Below are 23,226 nucleotides of genomic sequence, written 5' to 3'. Positions count from 1 at the left end.
TTTCGTAGTCATTCCGCTATTACCTGATTACGACCAAGATTATTTCTGTATGATTAACCCTGTCCCAAATGGATATCGCAGCTTCACGGATCTTTCCGGCGTCTGGGATTTCCAACGCGATACCGATTTCACCGTTGAAAGCCTGGGCTGGTTTCGCGAGCCGCTTTTATCACCCATACGAATGCCGGTGACGGCTAATTTTAATGATATAGGGCGTGACGTAGCGCTTCGCTATCCTGTCGGCGACGTATGCTAAGGCCGTCCGAAAGAGTGTTCACCCATGAACACTCCCACTTTATAAAAGCAAAGTCCGGTTTATTGGGTTGATACAATTGTTTTTAATTCGGCCTGACGACTGGGCTGCACCTCTCACCATGCAAAAACGCGACCAGACTGCCACGCCGCTCCAGCGCCTGTGGACGCTAATTCGTTTTGATGACGGCCTACTCCGCGCCGCCGTCGTTTTCCAGATCCTGCAATCGCTCAGCTACCTGCCGTTCTATGCGGGCGTGGGCATCTTGGTGGACCATATTTTACAGAACACAGCGTTGACCTTGGAGGAACGCATCAGATGGATCGGGATCTACGCATTAGCCAACCTCGCGCTTTGGCCGTTGCACGCATGGTTTACCGTGAAGGCGTTCGCTTTCAGCCAACGCTTGGTGCGAGCCTCCACCGCTCGCCTGCGTCGCTTGCTGGTCGATCAGCTACAACGCATGTCGCTCGGATTTTTCACCCGAAGGGGAGCCGGTGCGCTGGCCAATCAAGTCACCGTAGATTTGGGCCGAGTAGAGGCGTTTTTGGTTAACTTGTCCGGGTACTTGATTGTTTCCATCACCCTGGGACTCGGCGCGCTAGTCTATCTGGCTTGGCTGAGTCCGCTGCTGGCTGCGATCACGCTGTTGGCCGTGCCAGCACAGGTACTCGTAATGCGTAGCGTGCGTCTGCGACTGGAGCGACTTAACCAGAGAGTACAGCAGACCGGCGAGGATTTCTCCGCCCGCGTAGTCGAGTTCATCGGCGGCATGAGGGTGACCAAGAGCTTGGGCAACGAGGAGATCGCCGCAGCCGAGCTAGCCGAGGTGATCGAGCGCGTGCGCGGCAGCGGCATCGAGGCAAGCGTTACCATGCGCTGGGTGATGATGGGGATGCAAATGATCGGTGAATACCTAGGCGTGGTCGTGTGGTGCGTCGGCGGCCTGCTTTATTTAAACAACTCGCTTCCGCTGGGCTCGCTGGTCGCCTTCGCTGGCATGTTGGGTTTTGTACGCGGAGGGTTTCAGTCATTCTTCGGTGCCTACGACGCGTGGCTGCAGGCCAAGCCCGGGCTAGAGGCGATGTTGGCCATCCTTGATTCGCATGAATTGGAAGGCTACCGACCCGACGGCCGGAGCGCGCAACCACCCGCCCTGCGCGGTGAGCTGACCCTGCGTAACGTCTCGTTCCGCTACCCCGGCGCTGACATAGGTACACCCACGATGGTCGACATCAACCTCCACATTCCCGCCGGCCAGCGGATCGGCTTGGTTGGAGAGACCGGCGCGGGCAAGAGCACGCTGCTCGATTTATTGATGGGCTTTTATCAGCCCGATAAAGGCGACATCCGTTACGACGACCAGCCGATCGCCGACATCGGCCTGCGTACGCTGCGCCGCTCGGTCGCGATTATGGGCCAGGATGCGTTTATATGGAACACCAGCGTTCGCGAAAACATCCGCTTTGGCCGACCGACCGCCACCGATGCCGAGATCGAAACGGCCGCCACGAAGGCGCAAGCCGACGACTTTATCCGTAAACTGGAGCGCGGCTACGACACACTTTGTGGCGAACGCGGTGGCCGGTTGTCAGGTGGTCAACGCCAGCGCATCGCCTTGGCCCGGGTATTTCTGCGCGATCCGCGTATTGTCATTCTCGACGAGCCGACCAGCGCCCTCGACCTGGAGACCGAAGCGCGCCTCCAGGACGACCTCGACGTACTGTGCCAAGGCCGCACTACTTTCATCGTCGCCCACCGACTCTCAACACTGCGCGGGGTGGACCGCGTCTTGGTGTTCCAACGCGGCAAAATTATCGAAGATGGTTCAGTGTCGGCCTTGCTAGCTAGACCCAATGGCCATTTCGCGCGTCTGATGGAATTGCAAACCCGCGGTTTGCCAAAGCTCTCGTAAGCACCAGCAAACCCAACTTTCCGCAATCCGCCAAAACTCCGGAGATGAACGGCATTACTTGTCTGCCCCGAAGACTTGGTGATCTCCAGCAAGTTGCTGAGGGATGGATGCCCGCTAATCGCCCTTCTTTACTGTGAAGTAGCCAGGGGCGTTGGTGCTTTTAGTGGCCCGCTTGATTGAGATGGCGGAGTGCGACCAGTCGCAAATTGGCCGCAGGACCGGGAGCCGACACCGGGTTGAAGCGCCTGGCTTCACCTTTAGCGTGTTTGGTGGGAGTGCGTAGCAGGCGGCCATAATATCAATTAAGTCATTATAAATGAACAAAATGAGGCTAATAAAACCTATTAAAATAATTTTATTCCTGGAGAAATGAATGCTGGAATACTGTATTAATGCAGTTATTTTTGCCAACAAATGGGGGAGACAAAACAAAAATCTAATTCCGCGAGTTCCGACTGGGTGGACGTTCCGTTTCCCTTTCAGCATCATGGTATTAGCGGCTACGCCGGTCTGCTAAAAACCTACCGCGAGCAGTTTCAAATCTCTCAAGCGCAGCTGGTTCGACTGACAGGTTTTTCGCCGCGCTCGGTTGCCAAGTGGGCTGCTGGAGAAACGCCCTCGGCAAAACAGGAAAGGGCCTTGGTGGAGCTGGATCGCCTGCTGGTTGGTCTGGCCCGAGTGATGGAACCAGCTCAAGTCGCTCGTTGGCTTGTGCGGCCTAATCCAGCCTTCGATGGTTCGACGCCCATGCACGTCATGGAGCGCGGCGAGCAGGATCTCCTCTGGCGCATGCTCTACGACATCGAGTCTGGTCAGCCGGGTTAAATGAGCCTCCGAATCCAAAACCTCGAATTTATCCGCGAGGCACTAAAAACGCCGCACCCACGGTGTAAATTTCTGCTTAATGAGGAGGGCGTGGTGTTTTTCCCTGAATCCCAGCAGCACCGGTCGATCAAGGTGCCTGGTCTGAGCTACGAGGATGATTACCGCGGTAACGCCGTCGCTGGACTCCTTATCGGGGACCAGGTAGAAATTCGTTTTCACTCCGCATTTTCCGACCAGCGCATCAGCCTGCTGTGGGCCCAAGTAGCGGCGACGGTGACTGCTGCAGGAATCAATCTCGGTCCACCGTCATTGAAATACCAAGGTCGCCAATTACAGTAAATTGTCCCTCTTTCAGGGGATTTTTTTCCAAATCCATACAACTCGGCCGAGCGACTGATCCTGCCTAATTTCAAAAGAACTATCTTTATTGGCTAAATAGTTTGCGACTAGTCTGGACCCTGTATTGGCGGCATTAACAAACAGATTGCCGTTAGTTGTTCTTATAAAATAGGTTCCACTGCTAATTTTATTTTTTAGGGTATCAATCAAGACGATGTCGCCGGTCGAAAGCAAAGGCGACATGCTCTCATCAGCGATGACCTCAACATTGTAGTAGGTCGGATCCAGTCTCTCATAGATCTTGCCCCAAAGTTTGATAACGTCCGAGTCTGAAGCGTGAGCAGGTCCGTTGGGGTAATTGCTGCTCCGAGTTCCGCCCGTGAATGGGACGGATCTCATTTTATCAGCCTCGGCCATGTTGGCCTTAAGCATATTAAGTAAATACGCACGGTGTTTAGGCAGCGTCTGCCATTCACCGTCTCCCGCGATCAACCAATCTAGTGATAAGACTCGGTGATTAATTAGGGTTTTAAACTCGTCAATACTTGGGACTGCGCCTGCACAAATTTCATCTAATCGCTTTGGATCGAATCGTGACTTCTCGAGAAATAACTCCCGCCCACCTTGATCCGCGATAGTTGAATTAAACCGTTGAGTGAATTCTACGGGGGCAAGTTTACCCGAGTTAACACTACGCCTATTGCCCGAGGACGCTGCTTTAGTGAGAATGGCCACAGCGCTTTCCAGTCCACCTAATTGATGAACAAGATCATGCACGGTTTTAATGACTGAAGAACCAGCTGAATGTTCAGTATCACCTTGCTCTGGACTACCGATCCCCAAGGCGAGCCAAGACTCCGAAACCCCAGCTGCGTGGGCGATACGGGAAAGAACATTCCGCCTCGGGTTGTTTTTGCCTGATAAGTACTTACTTACGGCAGGCTTAGAAACGCCAATTGCACGAGCTAATTTAGCCGCGTTACCCAGAATTTTTGCACAGTAAGTGATTCTTTCAGCAAGACTTGTACCTACAAGGGGTTGTGTCATTTGAAAGTTAACCTAAGTTAACAAATCCCCGAGCGCAAGTAATTTTCCGCTTGCTAAGGTTTCCCAACTCAACCTTAACCGATTTAGGTTACCAATTTAACCCTTAATTAAATATCAGTTACCTAATTCAACGAAACTACTTAATTAGCCTTAGCTCAACATTCAAAAATTATAGATGAAAAACTCATTCAGCGCCGATCGCTACTTAACAAGACTTGCCGCCTTAGCGGTGATCGTAAAACCCGAAATCCTGGAACTCATTCGGAATCTATCCACCCAGCACCATCCGGCTTTTTCCCCAAGCTCCAGCAGCATGCCCCGCACCTATCAAAGCCCAAAAATGGGCGAGCTTCGCTTCTGCTCGGGGTCTTTATTGGAACGGGGCGTTGCACATCAACTCGATGCAGATAGTGCCGTTGCGGGATTCTTCACTCAGGTACCACTTCAAGATCCCTTAAAAGGCTCTAGCAAAGTACACGTCGTCGATTTTGTCGTATTGCTATCCATTCCCGAAAAACCGCCCGCCAACTGGTGCCCTCTTAAATTCATCGATGTAAAAAATGCGACTTGGCTACGGCGCCACGCAGGAAATCCGGGTTGCGACTACATTACGAAATCTGAAACCACTGGGTGGGGGTTTCCTCCCGGCGAAACCGCCGCCCTCAATGCCTACGGGGCACCTTACCAAGTAATAACCGAGCAGGACATTTCGGCCGCATTGGCCAACAATAGCTCATTCCTAGCTGATTACTACCGGTCCGACTGCCAACCGGCACCACTCGCGCTCACCGCTAAGGCACGCGAATATGTCACATTAAATCCAGGCTGTACGATTGAAACTCTACTCAAAGAGATTTCGGGGCTATCGATTGATCACTGCTACCGAATGGTCGCATCAAGCGACCTATGGGTCGATTTAAGCCGCTACGAAGTTATGTCGCACAATACGTGCAGGATCTTTGCTAGTGCCGCTGTCGCTAAGGCATTCGACATCGTAGAACGCACCCGGATGGACCAAGATCGCTCGATTCGCCGCGCTAAATTCCAAAAAGGCGAATTGATCGTCCTTTCCGGACGCGACCACGAAGTTTCATATGTGGATGGGGATACCGTAATGCTCATAGACGGGCACGGTAATGTTTTGCCGATGGACCTTCCTGCACTCAAGCGACTCGAAATCGACGGCAAGCTAAGGTCGTACGGAGTACCCAAAGAAGGGGCTGCCGAAATAGAGACGAAGCTGCGGACCGCAAATCCGTCCAAGTGGGCGAAAGCGGTTGCTGATTATTCCCGGATCGAACAATACGTAACACAGGGCTTGCGCCGCGCCCCAAAGGGTGTCGCTAAACTCAACTCTACAGAAAGAGCGATGTTAAGGCGCGTTCGCCTCAGCATCAGCAAATATGGCCGCCGAGGTGCACTTATCGGCTGCTTGCGGGCATCCACGCCCAAAGCACAACATCGATCACGACTGCCCCAGTCCACACTAGATGCCATGAATGAAGGCATTCAGATTCATTACCTTAAGCCAGGGGAGACCTGCGTTGCTCACGCATATTCGCGATATGTGGGTGACTGCAAGAGCGCTAATATAAAAACGGTCACCTTGCGAACCTTCGGACGTGCAATAAAAAGACTGTCCGTCAGCCTAGTGGAGAAAGCGAAGCGGGGTAATTACTCAGCTGCAAAGCATAATGCCCCCGTTTCGACTTCATATGACTTCGGATCAGCAGAGCATTATATGCAACGTGCGCACATCGATTTCTCGGTGGCCGACCTTAGCCTCCTGTGTAAAGAGCAGGGCGTGAATTTGGGAACTGCATGGGTTATAGTCATGCTCGACGCGTACTCGAGAACCGTGCTTGCAACGTACATTAGTTACGAGCCCCCCAGTGCAGCCTCAACATTGTGCCTCTTCCGTGAATGCGTCAGGCGTCATGGTCGCTTGCCGTCACAAATTCTGTCGGACAACGGTTCCGAATTTGTGAACCTATCCGTTGAATTCTTCCTCTCATTTTACCAAATAGAGTTCATTCGACGTCCAGTCGGACGCCCTCGCTGGGGCGCAGAAATGGAACGCTTTTTTGGTTCAATGAACAAGCGGGTAACCGACACGCTGCCAGGCGCCACCGCAGCGATGCGCACTCAACTGCGCATCAGTCCCTCGCATAGCCCAGATCGCTTAGCAGCCTACACTATCAATGAATTACAGGGGGAGATCGAAAAATATTGTTTTAAAGTTTACGATGAGCTCCCCCACGCCGGCCTCAATGGTATGAGCCCCAAACAGGTTCGCGAAGAAAGCCTCAGTAGGCATGGCACTCGCAATCACATCCAAATCGATCAAGACCGAACTTTTCGCATGATCACACTGCCACTTGTTTCTGGCGACGGAACCGCCAAGATACAGGCACACAACGGCGTTCAGGTCAGCACCGTGTTATATTGGAACAATATATTCGATTCAGCGGACCTCAACGGGACACGAGTACCGGTGCGATGGGATCCGTTAGATATCACAAGGGTATATGCTTTTGCCCGTGGCGAATGGCATGAGTGCCTTGCACCAAAACTCAAGCGACTCCGCGCAAAACCGCCGGAGCAACTAGCGGTCGCAAGTCTCGAGTTGCGCCGCGCTCGCCTGAGCTACGGCCGCAATTAGGTTCTTCCCGTTTTGTTGTGGGTTCGGGCATAAAAGCAGCTAAAAAGTAAAGATGAGCATAAGCGCACATGAACATTACCGGCGGTTGCTGTTGCTGCCGGAACCGTGGGAAGTAACCAAAGTGGAGGAAGACATTCTCGGACTAAACGTGACGGTCTGGTTACGATGGCCAGACGGGGCCAAGGTGCCGTGCCCAGTGTGCGGTCAGTTGATGCCTATTTACGACCGAATGAAGGAGCGGAGTTGGCGTCACCGTGATGTGATGCAATATCGACTCGAACTGCGGTGCGCGGTGCCCCGCTGCGATTGCGAGGAGCATGGTGTTAAAACGATGCACGTGCCGTGGGCCGAACCAGGCTCGCGGTTCACCTCGCTTTTTGAAAGCTTTGCCGTGGCCGTGATCGCCTCTAGCCGATCGCTAAGCCAAGCCGCCGAGTTGCTGGGACTTCATTGGGATAGTGTACAACGTATAATCGATCAGGCTGTTGAGCGAGGCTTGGCGCGGCGAAACCTCGACGGCATCACCCGAGTTGGCTTAGACGAAAAGAGTTTTTTGCGCGGTCAAAGCTACGTTTCATTGATGACCGATCTCACCGGTCGGCGGGTACTGGACGTGGTTCCAGGCCGGGATACAGGGAGTGGGTTAAAGCTTTGGGCATCATTATCAAAGGAGCAAATTGACGGGATTGAAGCCGTCGCGATGGACATGGGTGCATCCTTCATCGCCGCCACCCACCAGGCCGCGCCCAACGCTGACATCGTTCACGACCGCTTTCATGTTTCAAAGCCTATGAACGAGGCGGTCGATCATACCCGCCGGGATGAGGCCGCTGAACTCGCTGCCAAAGGCGATGACATCTTAAAACGCACTCGCTTTCTTTGGCTGCATGGCATCGTTCCTGATGACCGCAAAGAGCACTTCGAGGCGCTGCTGGAGTCCAATCTTCGTACGGCCAAGGCATGGGCTTATAAAGAGCAGCTGGTCGAGTTTTGGGGACAACCCAACGCCGATGCGGGTAATACTTTCTTCCAGCTGTGGTATCGCTCGGTTATGAGTAGCCGCCTGCCCAGAGTCAAAAAAGTAGCAAAGTCACTAAAAGCCCATCTGGCCGGATTACTGACTTACTTTAAGCACCGTATTTCGAATGCACTCACCGAGGGTTTTAATTCAAAAATCCAAGCAATTAAAGCCGATGCTCGTGGCTTCCGTAAGTTCGAAAACTATCGCACCCGTATTCTTTTCTTTTGTGGTAAACTCGACCTCGAGCCTAATTTCCCCCCAGCCCTAACCCACAGTATTCCGTGAAGAACCCGCAATTACAGCAAGATCCTTGAGCAGCTAAATGCAGGGCTGTTCGCCAACCGGAAAACCCCTGACGAAATCGCTGCAATACAGAGGCTTAAAGCCTCAGCTAAACAGATGAAAAATAACCGAGGTGAGTGTTTTGATGAGACAGCTAACTTGATTAATACGGAAACTGAAATGAACCCATCGCCGATGTCTCCCAGTGCCTGTGCAACGAAGGGTGAGTTCTTTGCTTCTGAGCAAATCTAGAATTAGCCAATATGCAAACGACCACACAGCTTGCAGACGTTCAGCCATTGCACCGATGGGTGATACAGCACTCCCATCTGACGGCGGTGTGCGATTGGTTAATTGATCGCATTACGGGTTTTAACGAGCCCGTAATTTTGCTCGTGGTAGGGGCCACCGGTACCGGAAAAAGCACCCTACTCAAAATCCTAAGAAAGCGGCTGGCGGAAATGTTTTCCGAGGCAATGCGTAGTGATGCCAGTCGACTCGCGTCATTAGCTGCGGAAATGGTTTTCGTGCCGGGTCGAGGCCCTGAATGGAAGGCCCTATTTGAAGACCTCCTCACAGACGCAAACGACATATTAATTAATCGGAAAATTATGGAAGGAAATCAGAGGGCTGGTGGCACGTTACCCGCACTGCATAATGCATGTATTAAAATGCTTAAGTATCGCCGCCCGGCTGCAATATTGCTAGATGAAGGCGGTGCATTGGTCGAGGCAGGCACGAGGGGCGCACTTGCCAAGAACCTGAGTTTCCTTAAGTCGATTTCAAACCGAAGCTCTTGCCATCTAGTGGTTTTAGGCGATTACTCATTGGTTAAACTAGGCGCAATGAATGGACAGCTCAATCGGCGGTGTATTACGGTCCATTTGGCTCCTTACGCCGAAAACGAAGCTGAGGATTTCGGGAAAATCATATCTGGATTTCAACACAGATTAAATGGAACGGGGTTTGAGTGTGACCTTAGTGGCAGCCGAGACCTGCTCCTGGAGCGGTCGTGTGGTTGCGTCGGCTTGCTTGCTCGGTGGTTATCCGAGGCGCTCATTCATTCCCGACGAACCAAATCCCCGCTAAACGCGGCCGCACTCCAAAAGACGCTAGCACCGGATGAAGCGGTCAAGATCTGGCAAGCCGAGATTAACCGGGGGTTGAGCGCCCTAAGAGAATTTGAGGGGCCAAGAGCTTAACCATATGAGCAGTGACGTTAATATAAACTCCGATACTATGCAGCTTCTTGCGCTACAAGATATCGAATCGGCTATCCCTGATATTGCACCACGCAGTCGACTCGTGAGCTTGCAGCCCCATGGACACGGAACCAGTGAGGTTGAGTCTCTTTTCTCCTACCTCCTTCGGCTCGCGGAAGCGCATTCTGTGCGCCAGGTGGACCTGCTTCAGTTCGTAATTGCGCCCTTACTTTGGTCTGATGGTCGAAAGACCCCCGCAAGTGAAATTATGGGCGCTATTCAGTCGGGTCTTTCAGCGCAATGCATCAAGATTTTAGAACAACTAACAGGCATTCATTGCCTTGCTGAAATAACGCTAATGCCCCTGATTGAAAAGAGGTGTGTACGTGCTGATCGCAAGCAATCCCGCGAATGGTGCCCCCTATGCCTTTCCGAAGATAAGGATCCGTATGAAAGACTGCTGTGGCAACTTCACGGCGTTACTCATTGCGCACGGCATAAATGCGAACTTTTAAGTGCATGCCCACAATGTCGACTCAAGCAGAGGGAAGATCGACTCGGCTCAAATATAATTTCTTGCCATTATTGCCATGCAACGTTGTCGCCAAATGTAACGAGCTTTCCGCTGGATGAAAAGCATCCAGCAATTTGGCGAACTTCCCAAATCGGCCTTTTTCTGGAGTGGTCAAACAAGCAGTATTTAAAGATGAACGATTGCGCAGGGCAATTTCGTTCAAACTTGCTCACAATTTCCACTCGTTATGGCGGCCTTAAACCGATGGGTGATGAACTTGGCCTTTCTAACAATACGGTTTTTGGCTGGAAGTCAGGGAAGCGCATGGCCGACCTCCAAGCGCTGGCCGTGTTGGCATGGGGAAACGGTGTGGGAATTTCAGATTTATTTGCTCGCCGGCTAGATGCGTCCGAAATCAATCCACAGAAGGTCAATTCAAGCGTTCGACCTCGAAAGTACAAACACGTACCCCCTAACCCCAAAAAGTTAAATCTAACTGGGCATGACCTAGTGATCGACTTGCGCCGAGAAATATCACGCAATCCGTACGGCAAAATTCTACTGATAGATTGCTCAAAACGATTCGGCATCGACAAGAAGCATATTGCTTTTCGTGACGCAGATTTCGTGAAGCTGCTTTCAGCGCATAACCTAAAGATCAGTCGTTTAAAAAGGAGGGCTATGACATGGGAAGCGGCCATTGAGATGCGCCGTGCTATTTTGAAGACCTTAACGGCCGGGCAAACTTTAACCCGCCGCAATATTTCAGGGCATTTCAAAAACGTAAATTGGTTACTATGGCCAATTGCACGACAGGTTTCCAAGCGCATCATCGCCTTAGTTAAAAGCGGGAAAAACGTAGTGGATCCGGCGACACGAATACCGAAAGACGTGAAAGCGTTTTGGTCATGGCGTGACCATTGACCAGCAACTGATCTCAACTGTTAGATCCCAAAATAGGGGGCCTTGCTCAAGGCCCCCTATTTTTTTTTAGAAGTGTCACGCTGGTCTAAAAACTGGCGAAAAGCTAAGACTTAGGCCTGAGCTTCAGCAAGGTTCCCCTCTGAGCGAGAACGTTCGGGCGTTGAATTATGGCCCCAGCAAAAGGCATTAAAATGTTAGCTTGAGGCTAGTTTTGAGTGACCAAGGACAAGGTTTTTGCTCTCCGGAGGAGAAAAGTGGTGGAGGTGCCGGGATTTGAACCCGGGTCTCCTTGATCTTTGCACGCCGCGTCTACCCTTATGTGCTGGTATTTGTCTCGCCGACGTTACGCGACCAACCGCGCTTAGACGTCAACCAACCCCCGGGTAGAAGTACGACGCACTGCCCGCGGATGGCTCGGTGCGTTATGTCTGCTGATGTCGTCCACGTTAGCTAGCAGATGTCACTAGGCGGACGTCACTGCACTTAGGCAGCGAGGGGCATTTCTTCAGTGTTGCCGTTTGTTTGTTTTGAACGGGATTTAGGAGGGTCGTTCATCCTCCAAGGGCAGCGGCGCACGCGAACCAAGGATCGAATCCGTAACACCCCCAAAGTGTGTGTATCGACCTCCGCCCGTTGCGGGGCGGCGGCTGGATTAGATCGGCGTGAGGCCAATCAAAGAACAATCCCACCATTCGCCCATTCGCCCCGATTGCAAGTGGCGACTTCAGCCTCCGCTCGCCCGCTTCCGCGCGACCAGCCCTCAGCACACCACAGGCAACCCGCAATTCATTACAACAGCCCCGCCAGCGCCCGGTCCTTGGTCAGAGCGAAGGCCTTGCGCACCGCAGCGAACGCTTCCACCAGCTCCCGGGGCGAACCGGCTTTGTCGAAGCGCATCTCCAGCGTGGCGCCGTCACACACCACCGCCGCGCCCACTCCAGCAACCGTGAGCGTGCACTGGCTACAATCCGAGGGATAATCCACCCGCAATCGTCCCGCCTCTTCAGCATCGTCACCGCCGACGGTGTTACCCGCCTCGTCTTCCGCAGCGGCCAGCGCTTCCACGGCGTCGATCACCGCCTCGACACGCACACCTTTTTTTAACGCAAAGGCGATCGCGGTAAACTGTCCGGCGAACAACGCGTCGAACTCCGCCACCCGCAGCAGGTCGCCGTTTTTTATCGAGTGCAGCGTGCGCGTGATCGTGATGCTGGCCGGGTCAACGGGGTCCAACGCGTAGGCGATTTCCAGGGTGAAATCCTTGGCGCTGAGTACCGCCAGCGGGCTGGTCACATCGAGCGCGATGTCCTTGCGCTTGTAGGCCAGGGCCGAGCGGGCGCTTTGAAAAAACGCCTCCGCAACCTCGGCCAGCTCGGGCGCGCACAGCTTGGCCAAAAACGAAGCAGTCGCCTGGTTAACCGCATCGGGTTCCGTGTGGCGCTTGCGATCAAACCCGCGCAGCGCCTTAAACGCGCCGTCGCTGCGCCCCACCAGACTCACCTGGGAGATAAACGTGCGTGGGTCTTCCGCCGATTTGGCCATAGGCGGTGAACTGAGCGCAGAAGCACGCCGACCGGAAGTCTAAACGGAATCGACGCGATCCCCCCAGTGGTGCAACGTCGCGCCCATGTCCTCATCGCCCGCCACTCCACTTGCCGTTGTCTGCGCCCTAATCGAGCGCGACGGCCATGTGCTCATGGCTCAGCGTCCTGCTCATAAACACCTGGGCGGAAAGTGGGAATTTCCCGGTGGCAAGATCGAGCCGGGTGAATCCCCCGAGGCCGCCCTGCACCGCGAACTGGACGAGGAACTGGGCTGCAGCGTGGAAATCATTTGCCCGCTCCTGCCGCACACCCATGCCTACGCTTCCGTCACGGTGCACCTCATGCCCTTCGTGACACGACTCCTGCCCACCAGTGGCGAAATCCGCGCCCGTGAACACGCCGCACTACGCTGGGTCCCCGCCTGCGAGCTCGCGGGCCTCGATCTGCCGGAGGCCGACCGACCGATCATTGCCGAGTACCTGTCGCGTAGTTGATTTAGCCCGACGCCCTTTTTAAAGGCTAACGAGGGTCCACTGAAGTTGCCCCGCGTCCACCGTCAGCCACGCGAAACTGCAACCCTGGCCTCGGGGCAAGGAGATGCACCCGGGACTGAGCCAACGCACCCCGCGCCGATCGACCTCGTCGCGCGGCACGTGCAGGTGGCCGTGTAACACCACGTGTGCTCCAGCCGGAGCACTCCGCGGGGGGATATGCACGAGGTGGTGGCTCACCCCCGCACAATCCCGGTTAAGAAAGAGCGGCCACGCGGGCCAATCATCACAATTACCCCGCACCACCCGCACCGGCACACCGAGTTGTTCAAACTCCACGAGCGTCTCCGGTCCGCCTACGTCGCCGAGGTGCCAGATCTCGTCGGCACCGCGCAGCCGCTCCGGCAAGCCAGGCGGATAAGCCCCGTGGGTGTCGGAGATGATCGCGATACGCATGGCCGCCACGTTGCGAGGTGGCGTTGCCCCTGTCAGCCCAGTTTTCGGGAGATTTAACGCGGGGGAGCCCAGCGAATTGGGCGCGGCGTGAATTTCTCCTGAAACAGTGCCTTGACAAGGCCAGCGGGATTCCCCACTTCAGTCCCCTCTTAACACTCTAATCGTATGCAACCCACCTTTCGCCCGCACCGCCTCAAACGCGCCCGCAAAATCGGCTTCCGCGCCCGTAAAGCCACTGTTGGTGGCCGCAAGGTCCTAGCCGCTCGTCGCGCCAAAGGCCGCAAGCGCTTGACCGTCGTCTAAGCCGCCAGCGGTCGCGTTGCGCCGCTGTATTTTTTAAGCCGACATGCGTTTCCGCGCCGAACAACACCTTCGGCGCCAGTTGGATTTCCAGCATGTCCGCACCCACGGGCGCCGCTCTGATTGCGGCGCCTTTATGCTGTGGTACTCACGACAGTCGGCCCTAGCCCAACTCTCGCCTGTGCCACCAAAGAGTGGCGAATCCAGCGAACACGTCGTAGCTGAAACGGCAGCGCCGCCTGCACCGGTTAAAGCGCCTGCCTCGGTCACCTGCAAACCCACGCCCGCGCGTCTTGGAGTCGTCGCCTCGCGTTCTGCGGTGGGCAACTCGCCGCAACGGGCCCGCGCCAAACGCCGCCTGCGCGAAGTGTTTCGCGCCCACCAAGAACTCGTGCCCCCAGGTTACGATTTACTGCTGGTCGCCCGCAGCTCGCTCAATCGGCTTGAGTATTGCGAGGTGGAACGGAGATTCGTCGAAGCCTGTCGCAAAATTTTCCCGTCCGCCTCCGCCTGATGCCCGCACACCTGCCCAAAACCCTCGCCTTTCTTCTGCGCCTGCCGGCTCAGGGTCTGCTCGGGCTCGTGTGGACCTATCAGCACACGCTTTCGCCGGTGATTCCTGCTGTGCTGGGACCGGCCTGCGGCTGCCGGTTTTATCCGACCTGCTCTCACTACGCGGCCGAGGCGGTTCGCACCCACGGTGCAGTGCGCGGAGTCTGGTTGTCGGCCCGCCGCCTACTGCGCTGCACCCCGTTACACCCTGGCGGCATCGACTTCGTACCGGCTCCGCGCCGCGCAACACGGCCGACCTGCGCCCGCGGCTAATTTCCATTTTCATCAATAAAACACCTTTTCAATTCCATGGATAAAAAGAACACGACCATCGGCGTCCTCTTGCTCCTCGTAGCCTTTGGCAGCCTCTTCCTCACCAGCCAGCAGCCGCCCCAGCCGGGCGCGGCCCCCGCAGGCGCAGTCCAAAATGGGACCGCTACATCACCCGCCCCCGCGGGTCAGCCGAGCGTCACCACCACCGACGCCACGCTCAACGCCCCGGCGATTCCCGCCATCGCCAACGCCCAGTTCGCCGCGCTGGTTGATACCAACGCCGCCGCGACCATCACCACGCTGTCCAACGACGTGGTCGAGCTGCGCCTGACCGACTTCGGCGGCGCGATCAGCAACGTCGCCTTCAAAAAATACGGCGCCCACCTTAACCAAACCGAGCCGTTTGTGTTCAACGCCGTTCACGCCGCGCCGATCCTCGCCTTCCAATATCCCGGCCTCGACCAAAACACCCGCTTCACCCTGGTCAGCGCATCCGCGAACGAAGTGGTTTACAGCGCACTGTTCGAGAAGCGCATCGAGGTTACCCGCCGATACATCTTGCGCGCCGCCGGCGACAAGAGCGGCGACCCCTACCGTATCCGCCACGAGACCACCTTCCGCAATCTCACCGACCAGAGCGCCCCGCTGCCCAACCAGCTCAACCTTGGCACCGCCGCGCTGATCAACTCGAGCGACACCGGCATGTTCCTCAACGTCGCAGCCTACGACGGCGACCAAGCCAACGTGACAGAACGCTCGGCCCTCGAAGGCGGCGGTTTCTCCAGCTGGGTTGGTCTCGGTGACGGCGCCGCCAAGGCCAGTCTCGAGCGCACCGAAGTGGTCCAGTGGGCCTCGGTTAAAAACCAGTTTTTCGCCAGCTTGTTCACCCCTGACAAGCCCGGCACGGGAGTGGTGGTTCGCCGCGTCGAACTCCCCCCCATGCCCGGTTCGACGCACACCAACATCGGCTTGACCGGCGACATCCGCCTGGACCTGCCCGTGCTGCCGGCCAACGGCATCGAGAAGATCGGCGGCGAACTCTACGTTGGCCCCAAGGAGTACATCCGCTTGGCGTCGTTCTCGAAAAACGAGGACAAGATCATGCAGTACGACTACTACTTCTTTAACCGCATGTTCCTATCCGGCTACATCGCACCCGCGATGAACAAGCTGCTCAACTGGATGCATTCGTTTGTGGGCAACTGGGGCGTGGCCGTGGTCCTGATGACCCTGCTACTCAAAACCATCTCGCTGCCCTTCACCCTGGCCGCATCGAAGTCGGCCAAGAAGATGCAGAAGCTCCAACCGCTCATGCAGGCGGTGCGAGAGAAGTACAAGGACCAGCCCCAGAAGCTCAACCAGGCCACCATGGAGCTCTTCAAGGAGCACAAGGTTAACCCGATGGGCGGCTGTATCCCAGTTTTGATTACCATCCCGCTGTTCGTCGCGTTTTTCGCCATGTTGCAGGGCACCGCCGAGTTGCGCTTCCAGCCCTTCCTCTGGGCGCAAGATTTGTCCGCCCCCGACACGATCACGCATATCTTCGGCTTCCCGGTGAACATCATGCCGCTGCTCATGGGCGTGACCATGTTCTATCAGATGAAGCTCACGCCATCGCCCTCGATGGACAACATGCAGGCCAAGATCCTCAAGTTCATGCCGTTTTTCTTCACGGCAATCTGCTACAACTTCTCCTGCGCCTTGGCGCTTTATTCGACGATCAACGGCCTGTTCACCATCGTGCAGCAGTTGGTGGTCAACAAATACACGGCCGAAGCCCCCACGCCTACCCCGCTTGGCGTCCCCAGCGGCACCGGCAAGGGCGGCAAGCGCATCAAAAACGTCACCCCGAAAAAGTAATCCTGCCGAGCCAGGAATCGATCGGCTGAAGCGCTGCTCGATTAAAAGGCTGAAGGGTTGAACGGCTGAGTCCCGCGGAGGGATTCAGCTTCAACCCTTCAGCCTTTTTTGCGCGCGGTTTATGCACTTAAATAGGTGCATCCCCCACTAGGTGTTACCTAAAGCAGACCGGGCCATACTGCGGCCCTAATCCGCCCCCCTATAGGCATTCCAGCGGACGGTCAGAATATTTTAATCCGGCCGTGGTATACGCCGCACTTTGGCGGCGCCCGCCGTCAACCACCGCTACGCATCCTCGATATATACGCACTGGAGTCCGCCTCGTAACGCTCAAGCGATTTAATGAGTTCCTTCCGAAACTCGATTTGAGCCGGAATACTCGTGTCCCAATAAAGACTGGTGCGGTAATAATCGTAGTAATCCCCGCTTTCGAGGTCCTTAAGGCCCTGCGCCGAGATCGACTGCACAACGCGGAAAAAATCTTTAACTATACCAGTCGCGACAATCTTGTTGGTCGCCGCAGCCTGGTAATTGGATTCCAGCTTATCGATTAACTGACCAAATGGAGGCGTCAGGCGCGCGGTTTTGAAGTCAAACTTGACTATGGCCAGTAGGGCTTTCGAAGCCTCGCGAAACTTGGCGATGCGCTCACCTTGTGCATTCCATTTTCCGAGATCTATCGCCTCCCACTTGGCCACGCTATCGATACGGTAGCCGAACCAACGCTTTTCCGGTACGGCAACGCTGCCTCTGCCGCCACCTCCTGCATCCACTGGACGAATCTCGGCATACGTAGCAACGCCGACCACCTCGTTGGTGCGCAGGTTGAAGATGGGGCTACCGCTATTGCCGGGCTCAAAGTTGGCATTCACTTCCACCCGCGTCGGGCCAATTCCCATGATACTGCCGACCGTCTGCGTGGCCACCCCACCGCCAAGCCGATTACCCACAACCACAACCCGATCGCCGATTTGGCTGCTCGCAAACACGTCCTGGGCCAGCACCATTTCGCCTTGGGTACCGCTCGCGGTGCGGATGATCGCGATGTCACTGCCAACTGCACCAAAAATGCCTGCCGTGGCCTGCTCCTGACCGTTTAGGTTCTTAATGGTGATTTTTTTGCTCCCAGACAGCACATGTAGATTCGTAACAATGAAATCGACGCCGCGAATTTTTGTCATGAACCCCGTCGCCGCCCCTCCCTCCCCCTCGACCAGCACGATGCTCGACATCTGTTGATACGACAAACTTTGGCCCGTACCTGCGGGCGTCGGCGAAGCTACGGCTGCAACCCCCGGAGATGCCGGTGTCGGCGGAACGGAGTTTGCTGACTCCCCTGAATGGGTTCCATCAGCGGGGGGAGTGAGCTCAGCCAACTTGATCAACGCTGGAATCGAGATGAACCCCATCTGCTCCGCACTCAACGGTTCAGGCGGTGGCGATTTTTCCACGGTGAAATCGGACGCGGTAAAAGAGGGGTTCAACTGCTGCCGGTTGTAAAAATTCTCCTCAACGATCACCTGGCGATTCGACATACTCGGACTGGCGTACTGCATGATCGAGCGCACGATCAAAAATGACGACTGCTCCACCCAAAGCAGGATTGGACTACCGGCAGCCGTTTTAGCGAAAATCCGATAAACCGAGCGACCGTTCAACAATTCGCTCCCTATAAGCTCAGGTTCGATCAGCCCGAGCGGTTTCAGTCCGCCTGCACCTGCAGGACGCACCTGGAAATGCCGCAGCACCAAATCCATATCGACGCGGCCGCCCATTCGCGTCGAAACCATAAGCATAAAAGGTTCATTTCCAAGGGGCTGAGTAGCAAATCGCGGCCCCTCATAATAACCACGACTCGCCGTACCGTTATCTTGGCGAGCATACACGGACCAACCCTGAGATTGGCCAAGAGTACTCGCAGACGATTCGGACATTGCAGAACCGCCCTCAAAGGCTGACTGGATGGACAACCAATAAGCATTCGGGCGACGCACTTTGATCTGCATGCGCCTAAATTGCGTGCTCACCGCTTTATAGCTCGGTGTCCCAGCCGGCTGCCCCGAAACAGCCTCAAATCGTACCGTCCGACCATCCACCTGTGCAGAAAACGTTGGTGCGTCGGCATATATCCGCTCGGCCGCTTCGAGCACCTCCTTAACGGATTGTCCATAAAGTGCTCCGGCAGCTAGGATCGGCACGCACAGCCAGATTACACACCGCCACCCACCAACGACAACACGGAGTAGAGTACCCATAAAATAGTTACCTGCGAACCCATGTTTTGATCGGGTATACTACAACACAAATTTTGCTGAAACCCGTTATCCTCGGCCACCCCAACCAGCCTGCAGCGCGTTTGCTTTGCCTTTGCGCGACGGCGGGCTTGGCTGGCCGGCCATGTTGACCAAGGCCCAGCTCTCCCGCCTGCGCGCGTTGCGCGACAAAAAAAACCGCGAAGCCGAGGGCCGCTACGTGGTCGAGAACCCCAAGGTCGTCGCCGAACTGCTCGCCGCCGGCGTCATTTTTAGCGAACTCTACGCCACCCCCGCCTGGACCGGTCCGCTCGCCTCCGGGGCCAGCGCCATGACGCGCACCCTCGTGACCACCGACGAAATGGCGCGCATCAGCCATTTCCCCACCCCCTCGCAGGTGTTTGCGGTGGGCCCGATCGTGCGCCCCGTTTTACCCGCCAACGGCCTGGCACGCGGCCTGACTCTCGCGCTCGATTGCATCCAGGACCCGGGCAACGTCGGCACGTTGTTACGGATCGCCGACTGGTTCGCTTTTGACCGCGTCGTGCTTTCGCCGGACTGCGCCGATCTTTTTTCGCAAAAAGTGATCAACGCCAGCATGGGCTCCTTCGCACGGGTTAAAACCTTCACCGCTGAACTGCCTGCGGTGCTCGCCCAAGCCGGTGCGCCCGTGTTGGGCTGCGATCTGGGCGGGGACGACGTCCACGGTCTGCCCGGCTTGCGCGATGCGGTGGTGGTGATTGGCAGCGAAGGCCGCGGGCTTTCGCCAGCGGTCCGGTTATGTGTCACCCAATTGGTGACGATCCCGCGTTTCGGCGGGGCGGAATCGCTCAACGCCGGCGTAGCGGCGGCGATTGTATGTGATAATCTGCGACGCGCCAACGGTCGCTAAGCCCCGGGTTGTGGAGCAACCTGCAGGGCATCCCATCGTTTGCCACACCACCCAATCCGCTAATTGGGTGCACCTCGTTGAGGTACTCCCGTTAAGCGCATCACGCATCTTGCCCTATATCACCTATACCCGCTTCGGAATTTTGGTTAAACAGCTGTTGTGGGTGAACCCGCTGCCGAGCGTGCGGCCGCACGCTCGGCGATACGGCGTTCGGCCTCGAGAATGATCGCGACGCAACCGAGGAATTTGTGGTCATCCAGACAGAGGCGGCGGTTGCGGCCATCTACTTGATAGATGGCGTAGGCGATGCCTTTGGACTCCCACTTGTGGCGATCCATTTCGATGATGCTATCAAGGTGGACCTGCTCGCCGCTGGGTCCGGTGATCATGTCGCCATCGGCGCGTACACTGCGACGGTGCTGAAGGATCACCCAGCCGACAAAAACGAGCCCGATTGCCCCCATCACTGCACCGATGTAGCGCTGACCTGCGATGTCACCGGGCGTGCGTTTTTTGGGCACCAGGGGCTTGAGGTCCTTGGTGGCCGCATAGGCCTCCCAGGCGCGTATCACCGCAGGGTCTTTTCGATCTATTTCCTTATCGGCGGCCACGATTTCGCTGGTGATGACCTGGAGCTGCTCAAACCGGGATGCCTCGGCGGGCCAGGCAACAAAGCCGTCGTAGCAGAACCAGAGCGCGGAGCCATTGAGCATCATGGCCATAAAAATCATACGCTGGCGCCATTCCTTGGAGATTCGTGCATGGATGTTCATGGCAGCTGTATAATGCGGCCTCCTCGGCAAAAGCAATTAGCGCCTGTCGGGTTGCTTAAAATGTAACACCCCCCGCACTCACGCACATGGAAATGCGGAGCGCGGCCCTAAGTTTCGCGCTGAGCGTGAGCCTGCGCGTAGCCCTGAGCGTGAGCCTGCGCGTAGCCCTGAGCGTGAGCTCAGGGAAATGCCGTCAGCTTCAACTTGAACGCACTCGCCCTCTCTCACGCACTCGCCCTCGCCTTCGCCCGCGCCGAGAGCGTCAACGGCAGCAAAATCAGCAGCCCCACCAGGAAAAACCCGGCGTTCACCCCGATGGCAGCGCGATAACCAAACCCCGTTACCAGCCAGCCAAACACCAACGGCCCGATCACCCCCGCCAGTTTACCAAAAAAGCCCCAGTAACCAAAAAATTCCCCGCTGCGCCCCTCCGGAGTCAACGTCGCCACCACCGCACGCGCCGACGACTGCAATGCCCCCATGCCCACCCCCGCCAGCGCGCTGATTACATAAAACTCCGCCTTCGTATGACTCAAGGCGGCCCCCACGCACACCCCGATCCAGAGCAGAAGGGACAACACCAGTGGCAACTTCGCACCGCTGCGGTCCTGCATAAAACCAAAGCCAAACGCCCCCGCCACCCCCGCCAGTTGCAAGACCACAAACAGGCCGATCACCTCCGCTTCGCCCATGCCGATCACCTCGGTCGCGTAAAGCGCGGCAAAGGCCACCACCGCGAGCAGTCCCGACAAAAACAGCGTCAGCGCGACGAAAAACACCGCCAAGGTGCGGTGCTGTGGCAATTCCCGCTTGAGCTGCACCAGCTGCCGCCAACCCAGGCTCAGCGCATTTTCACCCGGCAACAGCACCCGTGGCTGGGCGCGCTCTCGCAGCAGCAGCAGCGTAGGCAAACTGGCCAAAAAGAAAAACGCCCCCGTCATCACAAAGGTCCACGGCACCCTCCCCTCCCCGCTGCGGATGATCAGCAGCGCCAGCACCAAGCTCAACAACCCGCCAAGGTAGCCAAAACTCCAGCCATAGCCGGATATGCGACCCACGTTGGCCGGAGTGCTGATCTCGGGCAGGAACGCCGCGCACAGGTTTTCGCTCAACGAAAAGGCAAGGTTGGCCAGCCCCACCAGAAGCAGCGCCAACACCACCTCGCCCGGCCCCACAAAATACAAGGCCGCCGTGGCCAGCGCACACAGCACCGCCGTGGCGATGAGGAAGGTTTTTTTGCGCGCCGTGACATCGGCGTACGCCCCCACAAACGGCGCCAGCACGAGAACCACAAGTTGCGAGGCGGCCAGCGCCGTGCCCCACCAACCGGCGGCGCGCGGGTCGTTTGCGGCGACCACTTTTTGAAAATAAACCGCGTAAACCACCGTGATGATCAGGGTGGTGAAAGCCGAGTTAGCGAAATCGAAGCAACACCAGCCCAGGATCTCACGTCGCTTAACCGGATACTGCGTGACGGGTTGACTCATGTGCACGGCAGTGAACCCGGCCGCATGCCGCCGCGCAAGAAGCGACAAGCCGACGAAACCCCATCCCGTATTGTAACCTGGTTTCAACAAACCCGACTTGCACCATGGGGCCTTCAGCCCTTCATTAGCCGCCCTTAATAGCCTTTCCTGTGAACTCCTCCGAATCCTCACCTCCCTCGTTTTTTCGCCGCATGGCCACCGCCGTGACCCAGTGGATTGACTCTGATTACTGCCCCGGTGGCGCCGAAAAGATGCGCAATGAGCCCGACCGCGTCGATTGGGTCCGGGTCATGCCCTTCGCAGTCCTCCACTTGGGCTGCTTCGGCGTGCTGTGGACCGGCGTGAGTGCCTTTGCCGCTTGGGCAGCGGTATTCCTGTATTTTGTGCGCATGTTCGCCGTCACCGGCATCCACCACCGCTATTTTTCCCACAAAACCTACAGCACCAGCCGCTTCGGCCAGTTCTTCCTCGCGCTCTGGGCCGGTACCACGGTGCAACGCGGTTCGCTGTGGTGGGCCTACCATCATCGCCATCACCACCTGCACTCCGATGATCCGGAGGACGCACACTCCCCTCACGTACACGGTTTCCTCTGGTCGCACATCGGCTGGATCACCTCGCGCCGCAACTTCCCCACCGACTACTCTAAGATCAAGGACCTAGCCAAGTTTCCCGAGCTCGTCTGGCTAAACCGCTTCGATCTGGTCGTGCCGATCCTTTACGCCTTATCCATGTTCGGCCTCGGTGCGCTGCTGGAGCGCTTCGCCCCCGGCCTTGGCACCAACGGCTGGCAGATGGTGGTTTGGGGCTTCTTCGTAAGCACGACCGCACTTTTTCACGGCACCGCGTGCATCAACTCCATGGCCCACCTCATGGGCAATCGCCGCTACAAGACCGACGACGACTCGCGTAACAGCTTCATCCTGGCGATCATCTGTTTGGGCGAAGGCTGGCACAACAACCACCACCGCTACCAAAGTTCCACCCGCAATGGGTTCTACTGGTGGGAAATCGACCCGACTTACTACGGCCTCAAGATGCTCTCTTGGACGGGCCTGATCTGGGGCCTGAAGGACGTCCCCAAGTCGGTGCTTGAGGAAGGCATGCGCGCCGAGCACGAGCGCTCGGTGGCCGCCGCGCAAGCCAGCACGCTGGCCCGCCCCGAGCACGCCTCGTCGCTGCGACACGTGTTGCCCGCCGCCGCCGCCATTGCGGTGGCCACGGTCAATGCCGCCAACACCGGCCTGCCCGCCAAACCGGAAAGCGCCGCCCACCACAAGGACGTCTCCGAACTGGCCCACGAGCTCAACCGCACCGCCCAGGCCGCCACCCCGCCCGAAGCCGGCAAGTAAGAGCAGCCAA

Annotated in this window: 21 protein-coding genes and 1 other RNA gene; 15 read left to right on the top strand and 7 right to left on the bottom strand. The window is 56.6% G+C overall.

Going from position 1 to position 23,226, the window contains the following annotated elements; genetic code table 11:
• The first annotated feature begins 49 nt into the window (after positions 1–49).
• The 4 genes from H2170_17975 (at position 50) to H2170_17960 (ending at position 3,332) form a co-directional block, all read left to right on the top strand.
• Positions 50–256 carry a hypothetical protein gene (locus tag H2170_17975; GenBank protein MCS6301962.1) on the top strand — a complete coding sequence of 69 codons (207 nt, stop codon included), beginning with the start codon at positions 50–52 and terminating at the stop codon, positions 254–256.
• A 118-nt stretch (positions 257–374) separates the two neighbouring features.
• Positions 375–2,168, top strand: coding sequence for an ABC transporter ATP-binding protein (locus tag H2170_17970; GenBank protein MCS6301961.1), 1,794 nt, complete (start codon positions 375–377; stop codon positions 2,166–2,168).
• Positions 2,169–2,582: 414 nt separating this feature from the next.
• On the top strand, positions 2,583–2,993 hold the full coding sequence (locus tag H2170_17965; protein ID MCS6301960.1) for an XRE family transcriptional regulator: 411 nt from the start codon (positions 2,583–2,585) through the stop codon (positions 2,991–2,993).
• Positions 2,994–3,332: a hypothetical protein gene (locus H2170_17960; protein MCS6301959.1), complete on the top strand. Its 339-nt coding sequence runs from the start codon at positions 2,994–2,996 to the stop codon at positions 3,330–3,332.
• A gap of 12 nt (positions 3,333–3,344) precedes the next feature.
• Here the strand turns inward: H2170_17960 and H2170_17955 are convergent, their stop codons facing one another.
• On the bottom strand, positions 3,345–4,379 hold the full coding sequence (locus H2170_17955; protein ID MCS6301958.1) for a helix-turn-helix domain-containing protein: 1,035 nt from the start codon (positions 4,377–4,379) through the stop codon (positions 3,345–3,347).
• A 175-nt stretch (positions 4,380–4,554) separates the two neighbouring features.
• On the opposite strand from H2170_17955, the gene H2170_17950 reads away from it, so the two are divergent.
• The 4 genes from H2170_17950 to H2170_17935 all read left to right on the top strand — a co-directional run bounded on the left by H2170_17950 (position 4,555) and on the right by H2170_17935 (position 10,984).
• The gene (locus tag H2170_17950) at positions 4,555–7,041 is read left to right on the top strand and encodes a DDE-type integrase/transposase/recombinase (protein ID MCS6301957.1); all 2,487 of its coding nucleotides are present in this window, start codon (positions 4,555–4,557) and stop codon (positions 7,039–7,041) included.
• Positions 7,042–7,093: 52 nt separating this feature from the next.
• On the top strand, positions 7,094–8,347 hold the full coding sequence (locus H2170_17945; GenBank protein ID MCS6301956.1) for an ISL3 family transposase: 1,254 nt from the start codon (positions 7,094–7,096) through the stop codon (positions 8,345–8,347).
• Positions 8,348–8,607: 260 nt separating this feature from the next.
• Positions 8,608–9,546, top strand: coding sequence for an ATP-binding protein (locus tag H2170_17940; protein ID MCS6301955.1), 939 nt, complete (start codon positions 8,608–8,610; stop codon positions 9,544–9,546).
• A 4-nt stretch (positions 9,547–9,550) separates the two neighbouring features.
• Positions 9,551–10,984: a TniQ family protein gene (locus H2170_17935; GenBank protein ID MCS6301954.1), complete on the top strand. Its 1,434-nt coding sequence runs from the start codon at positions 9,551–9,553 to the stop codon at positions 10,982–10,984.
• 255 nt (positions 10,985–11,239) lie between these two features.
• Here the strand turns inward: H2170_17935 and ssrA are convergent.
• Both ssrA and H2170_17925 read right to left on the bottom strand, forming a co-directional pair.
• Positions 11,240–11,591, bottom strand: a transfer-messenger RNA (tmRNA) gene (gene ssrA / locus H2170_17930).
• A 182-nt stretch (positions 11,592–11,773) separates the two neighbouring features.
• Positions 11,774–12,526 carry a hypothetical protein gene (locus tag H2170_17925; GenBank protein MCS6301953.1) on the bottom strand — a complete coding sequence of 251 codons (753 nt, stop codon included), beginning with the start codon at positions 12,524–12,526 and terminating at the stop codon, positions 11,774–11,776.
• Between the two features lie 85 nt (positions 12,527–12,611).
• Here H2170_17925 and H2170_17920 point away from each other — a divergent pair, with 85 nt between their 5' ends.
• The gene (locus tag H2170_17920) at positions 12,612–13,022 is read left to right on the top strand and encodes a (deoxy)nucleoside triphosphate pyrophosphohydrolase (protein MCS6301952.1); all 411 of its coding nucleotides are present in this window, start codon (positions 12,612–12,614) and stop codon (positions 13,020–13,022) included.
• An 18-nt stretch (positions 13,023–13,040) separates the two neighbouring features.
• Here the strand turns inward: H2170_17920 and H2170_17915 are convergent, their stop codons facing one another.
• A complete protein-coding gene (locus H2170_17915; protein MCS6301951.1) occupies positions 13,041–13,475 on the bottom strand; it encodes a metallophosphoesterase family protein in 435 nt (144 codons plus the stop codon).
• Positions 13,476–13,640: 165 nt separating this feature from the next.
• On the opposite strand from H2170_17915, the gene rpmH reads away from it, so the two are divergent.
• From rpmH to H2170_17895, 4 genes are read left to right on the top strand one after another with little or no spacing between them, the layout of a single operon-like run.
• Positions 13,641–13,778, top strand: a complete 138-nt coding sequence (gene rpmH / locus H2170_17910; protein MCS6301950.1) for a 50S ribosomal protein L34 — start codon at positions 13,641–13,643, stop codon at positions 13,776–13,778.
• 43 nt (positions 13,779–13,821) lie between these two features.
• On the top strand, positions 13,822–14,289 hold the full coding sequence (gene rnpA / locus H2170_17905) for a ribonuclease P protein component (protein ID MCS6301949.1): 468 nt from the start codon (positions 13,822–13,824) through the stop codon (positions 14,287–14,289).
• Positions 14,289–14,600 carry a membrane protein insertion efficiency factor YidD gene (gene yidD, locus H2170_17900; GenBank protein ID MCS6301948.1) on the top strand — a complete coding sequence of 104 codons (312 nt, stop codon included), beginning with the start codon at positions 14,289–14,291 and terminating at the stop codon, positions 14,598–14,600. Before rnpA ends, yidD begins: the two co-directional genes overlap by 1 nt.
• Positions 14,601–14,636: 36 nt before the next feature.
• Positions 14,637–16,460, top strand: a complete 1,824-nt coding sequence (locus tag H2170_17895) for a YidC/Oxa1 family insertase periplasmic-domain containing protein (GenBank protein MCS6301947.1) — start codon at positions 14,637–14,639, stop codon at positions 16,458–16,460.
• Positions 16,461–16,735: 275 nt separating this feature from the next.
• Here the strand turns inward: H2170_17895 and H2170_17890 are convergent, their stop codons facing one another.
• Complete coding sequence (locus tag H2170_17890; protein MCS6301946.1) at positions 16,736–18,466, bottom strand: trypsin-like peptidase domain-containing protein; 1,731 nt, start codon at positions 18,464–18,466, stop codon at positions 16,736–16,738.
• Positions 18,467–18,857: 391 nt separating this feature from the next.
• On the opposite strand from H2170_17890, the gene H2170_17885 reads away from it, so the two are divergent.
• A complete protein-coding gene (locus H2170_17885; GenBank protein ID MCS6301945.1) occupies positions 18,858–19,604 on the top strand; it encodes an RNA methyltransferase in 747 nt (248 codons plus the stop codon).
• 146 nt (positions 19,605–19,750) lie between these two features.
• On the opposite strand, the gene H2170_17880 is transcribed toward H2170_17885, so the two are convergent.
• Together H2170_17880 and H2170_17875 are read right to left on the bottom strand one after the other, a co-directional pair.
• Entirely contained in the window at positions 19,751–20,377 is a 627-nt protein-coding gene (locus H2170_17880; protein ID MCS6301944.1) for a hypothetical protein, read from the bottom strand.
• A gap of 224 nt (positions 20,378–20,601) precedes the next feature.
• Positions 20,602–21,864 carry an MFS transporter gene (locus H2170_17875; protein ID MCS6301943.1) on the bottom strand — a complete coding sequence of 421 codons (1,263 nt, stop codon included), beginning with the start codon at positions 21,862–21,864 and terminating at the stop codon, positions 20,602–20,604.
• A 191-nt stretch (positions 21,865–22,055) separates the two neighbouring features.
• Between H2170_17875 and H2170_17870 the strand changes: the two genes are divergently transcribed.
• Positions 22,056–23,216: a fatty acid desaturase gene (locus tag H2170_17870; protein ID MCS6301942.1), complete on the top strand. Its 1,161-nt coding sequence runs from the start codon at positions 22,056–22,058 to the stop codon at positions 23,214–23,216.
• Positions 23,217–23,226: the final 10 nt, after the last annotated feature.

The sequence above is a fragment of the Opitutus sp. genome, assembly GCA_024998815.1.
Classification (GTDB): Bacteria; Verrucomicrobiota; Verrucomicrobiia; order Opitutales; family Opitutaceae; genus Rariglobus.
This window is presented reverse-complemented; position numbering and strand designations above follow the sequence as displayed.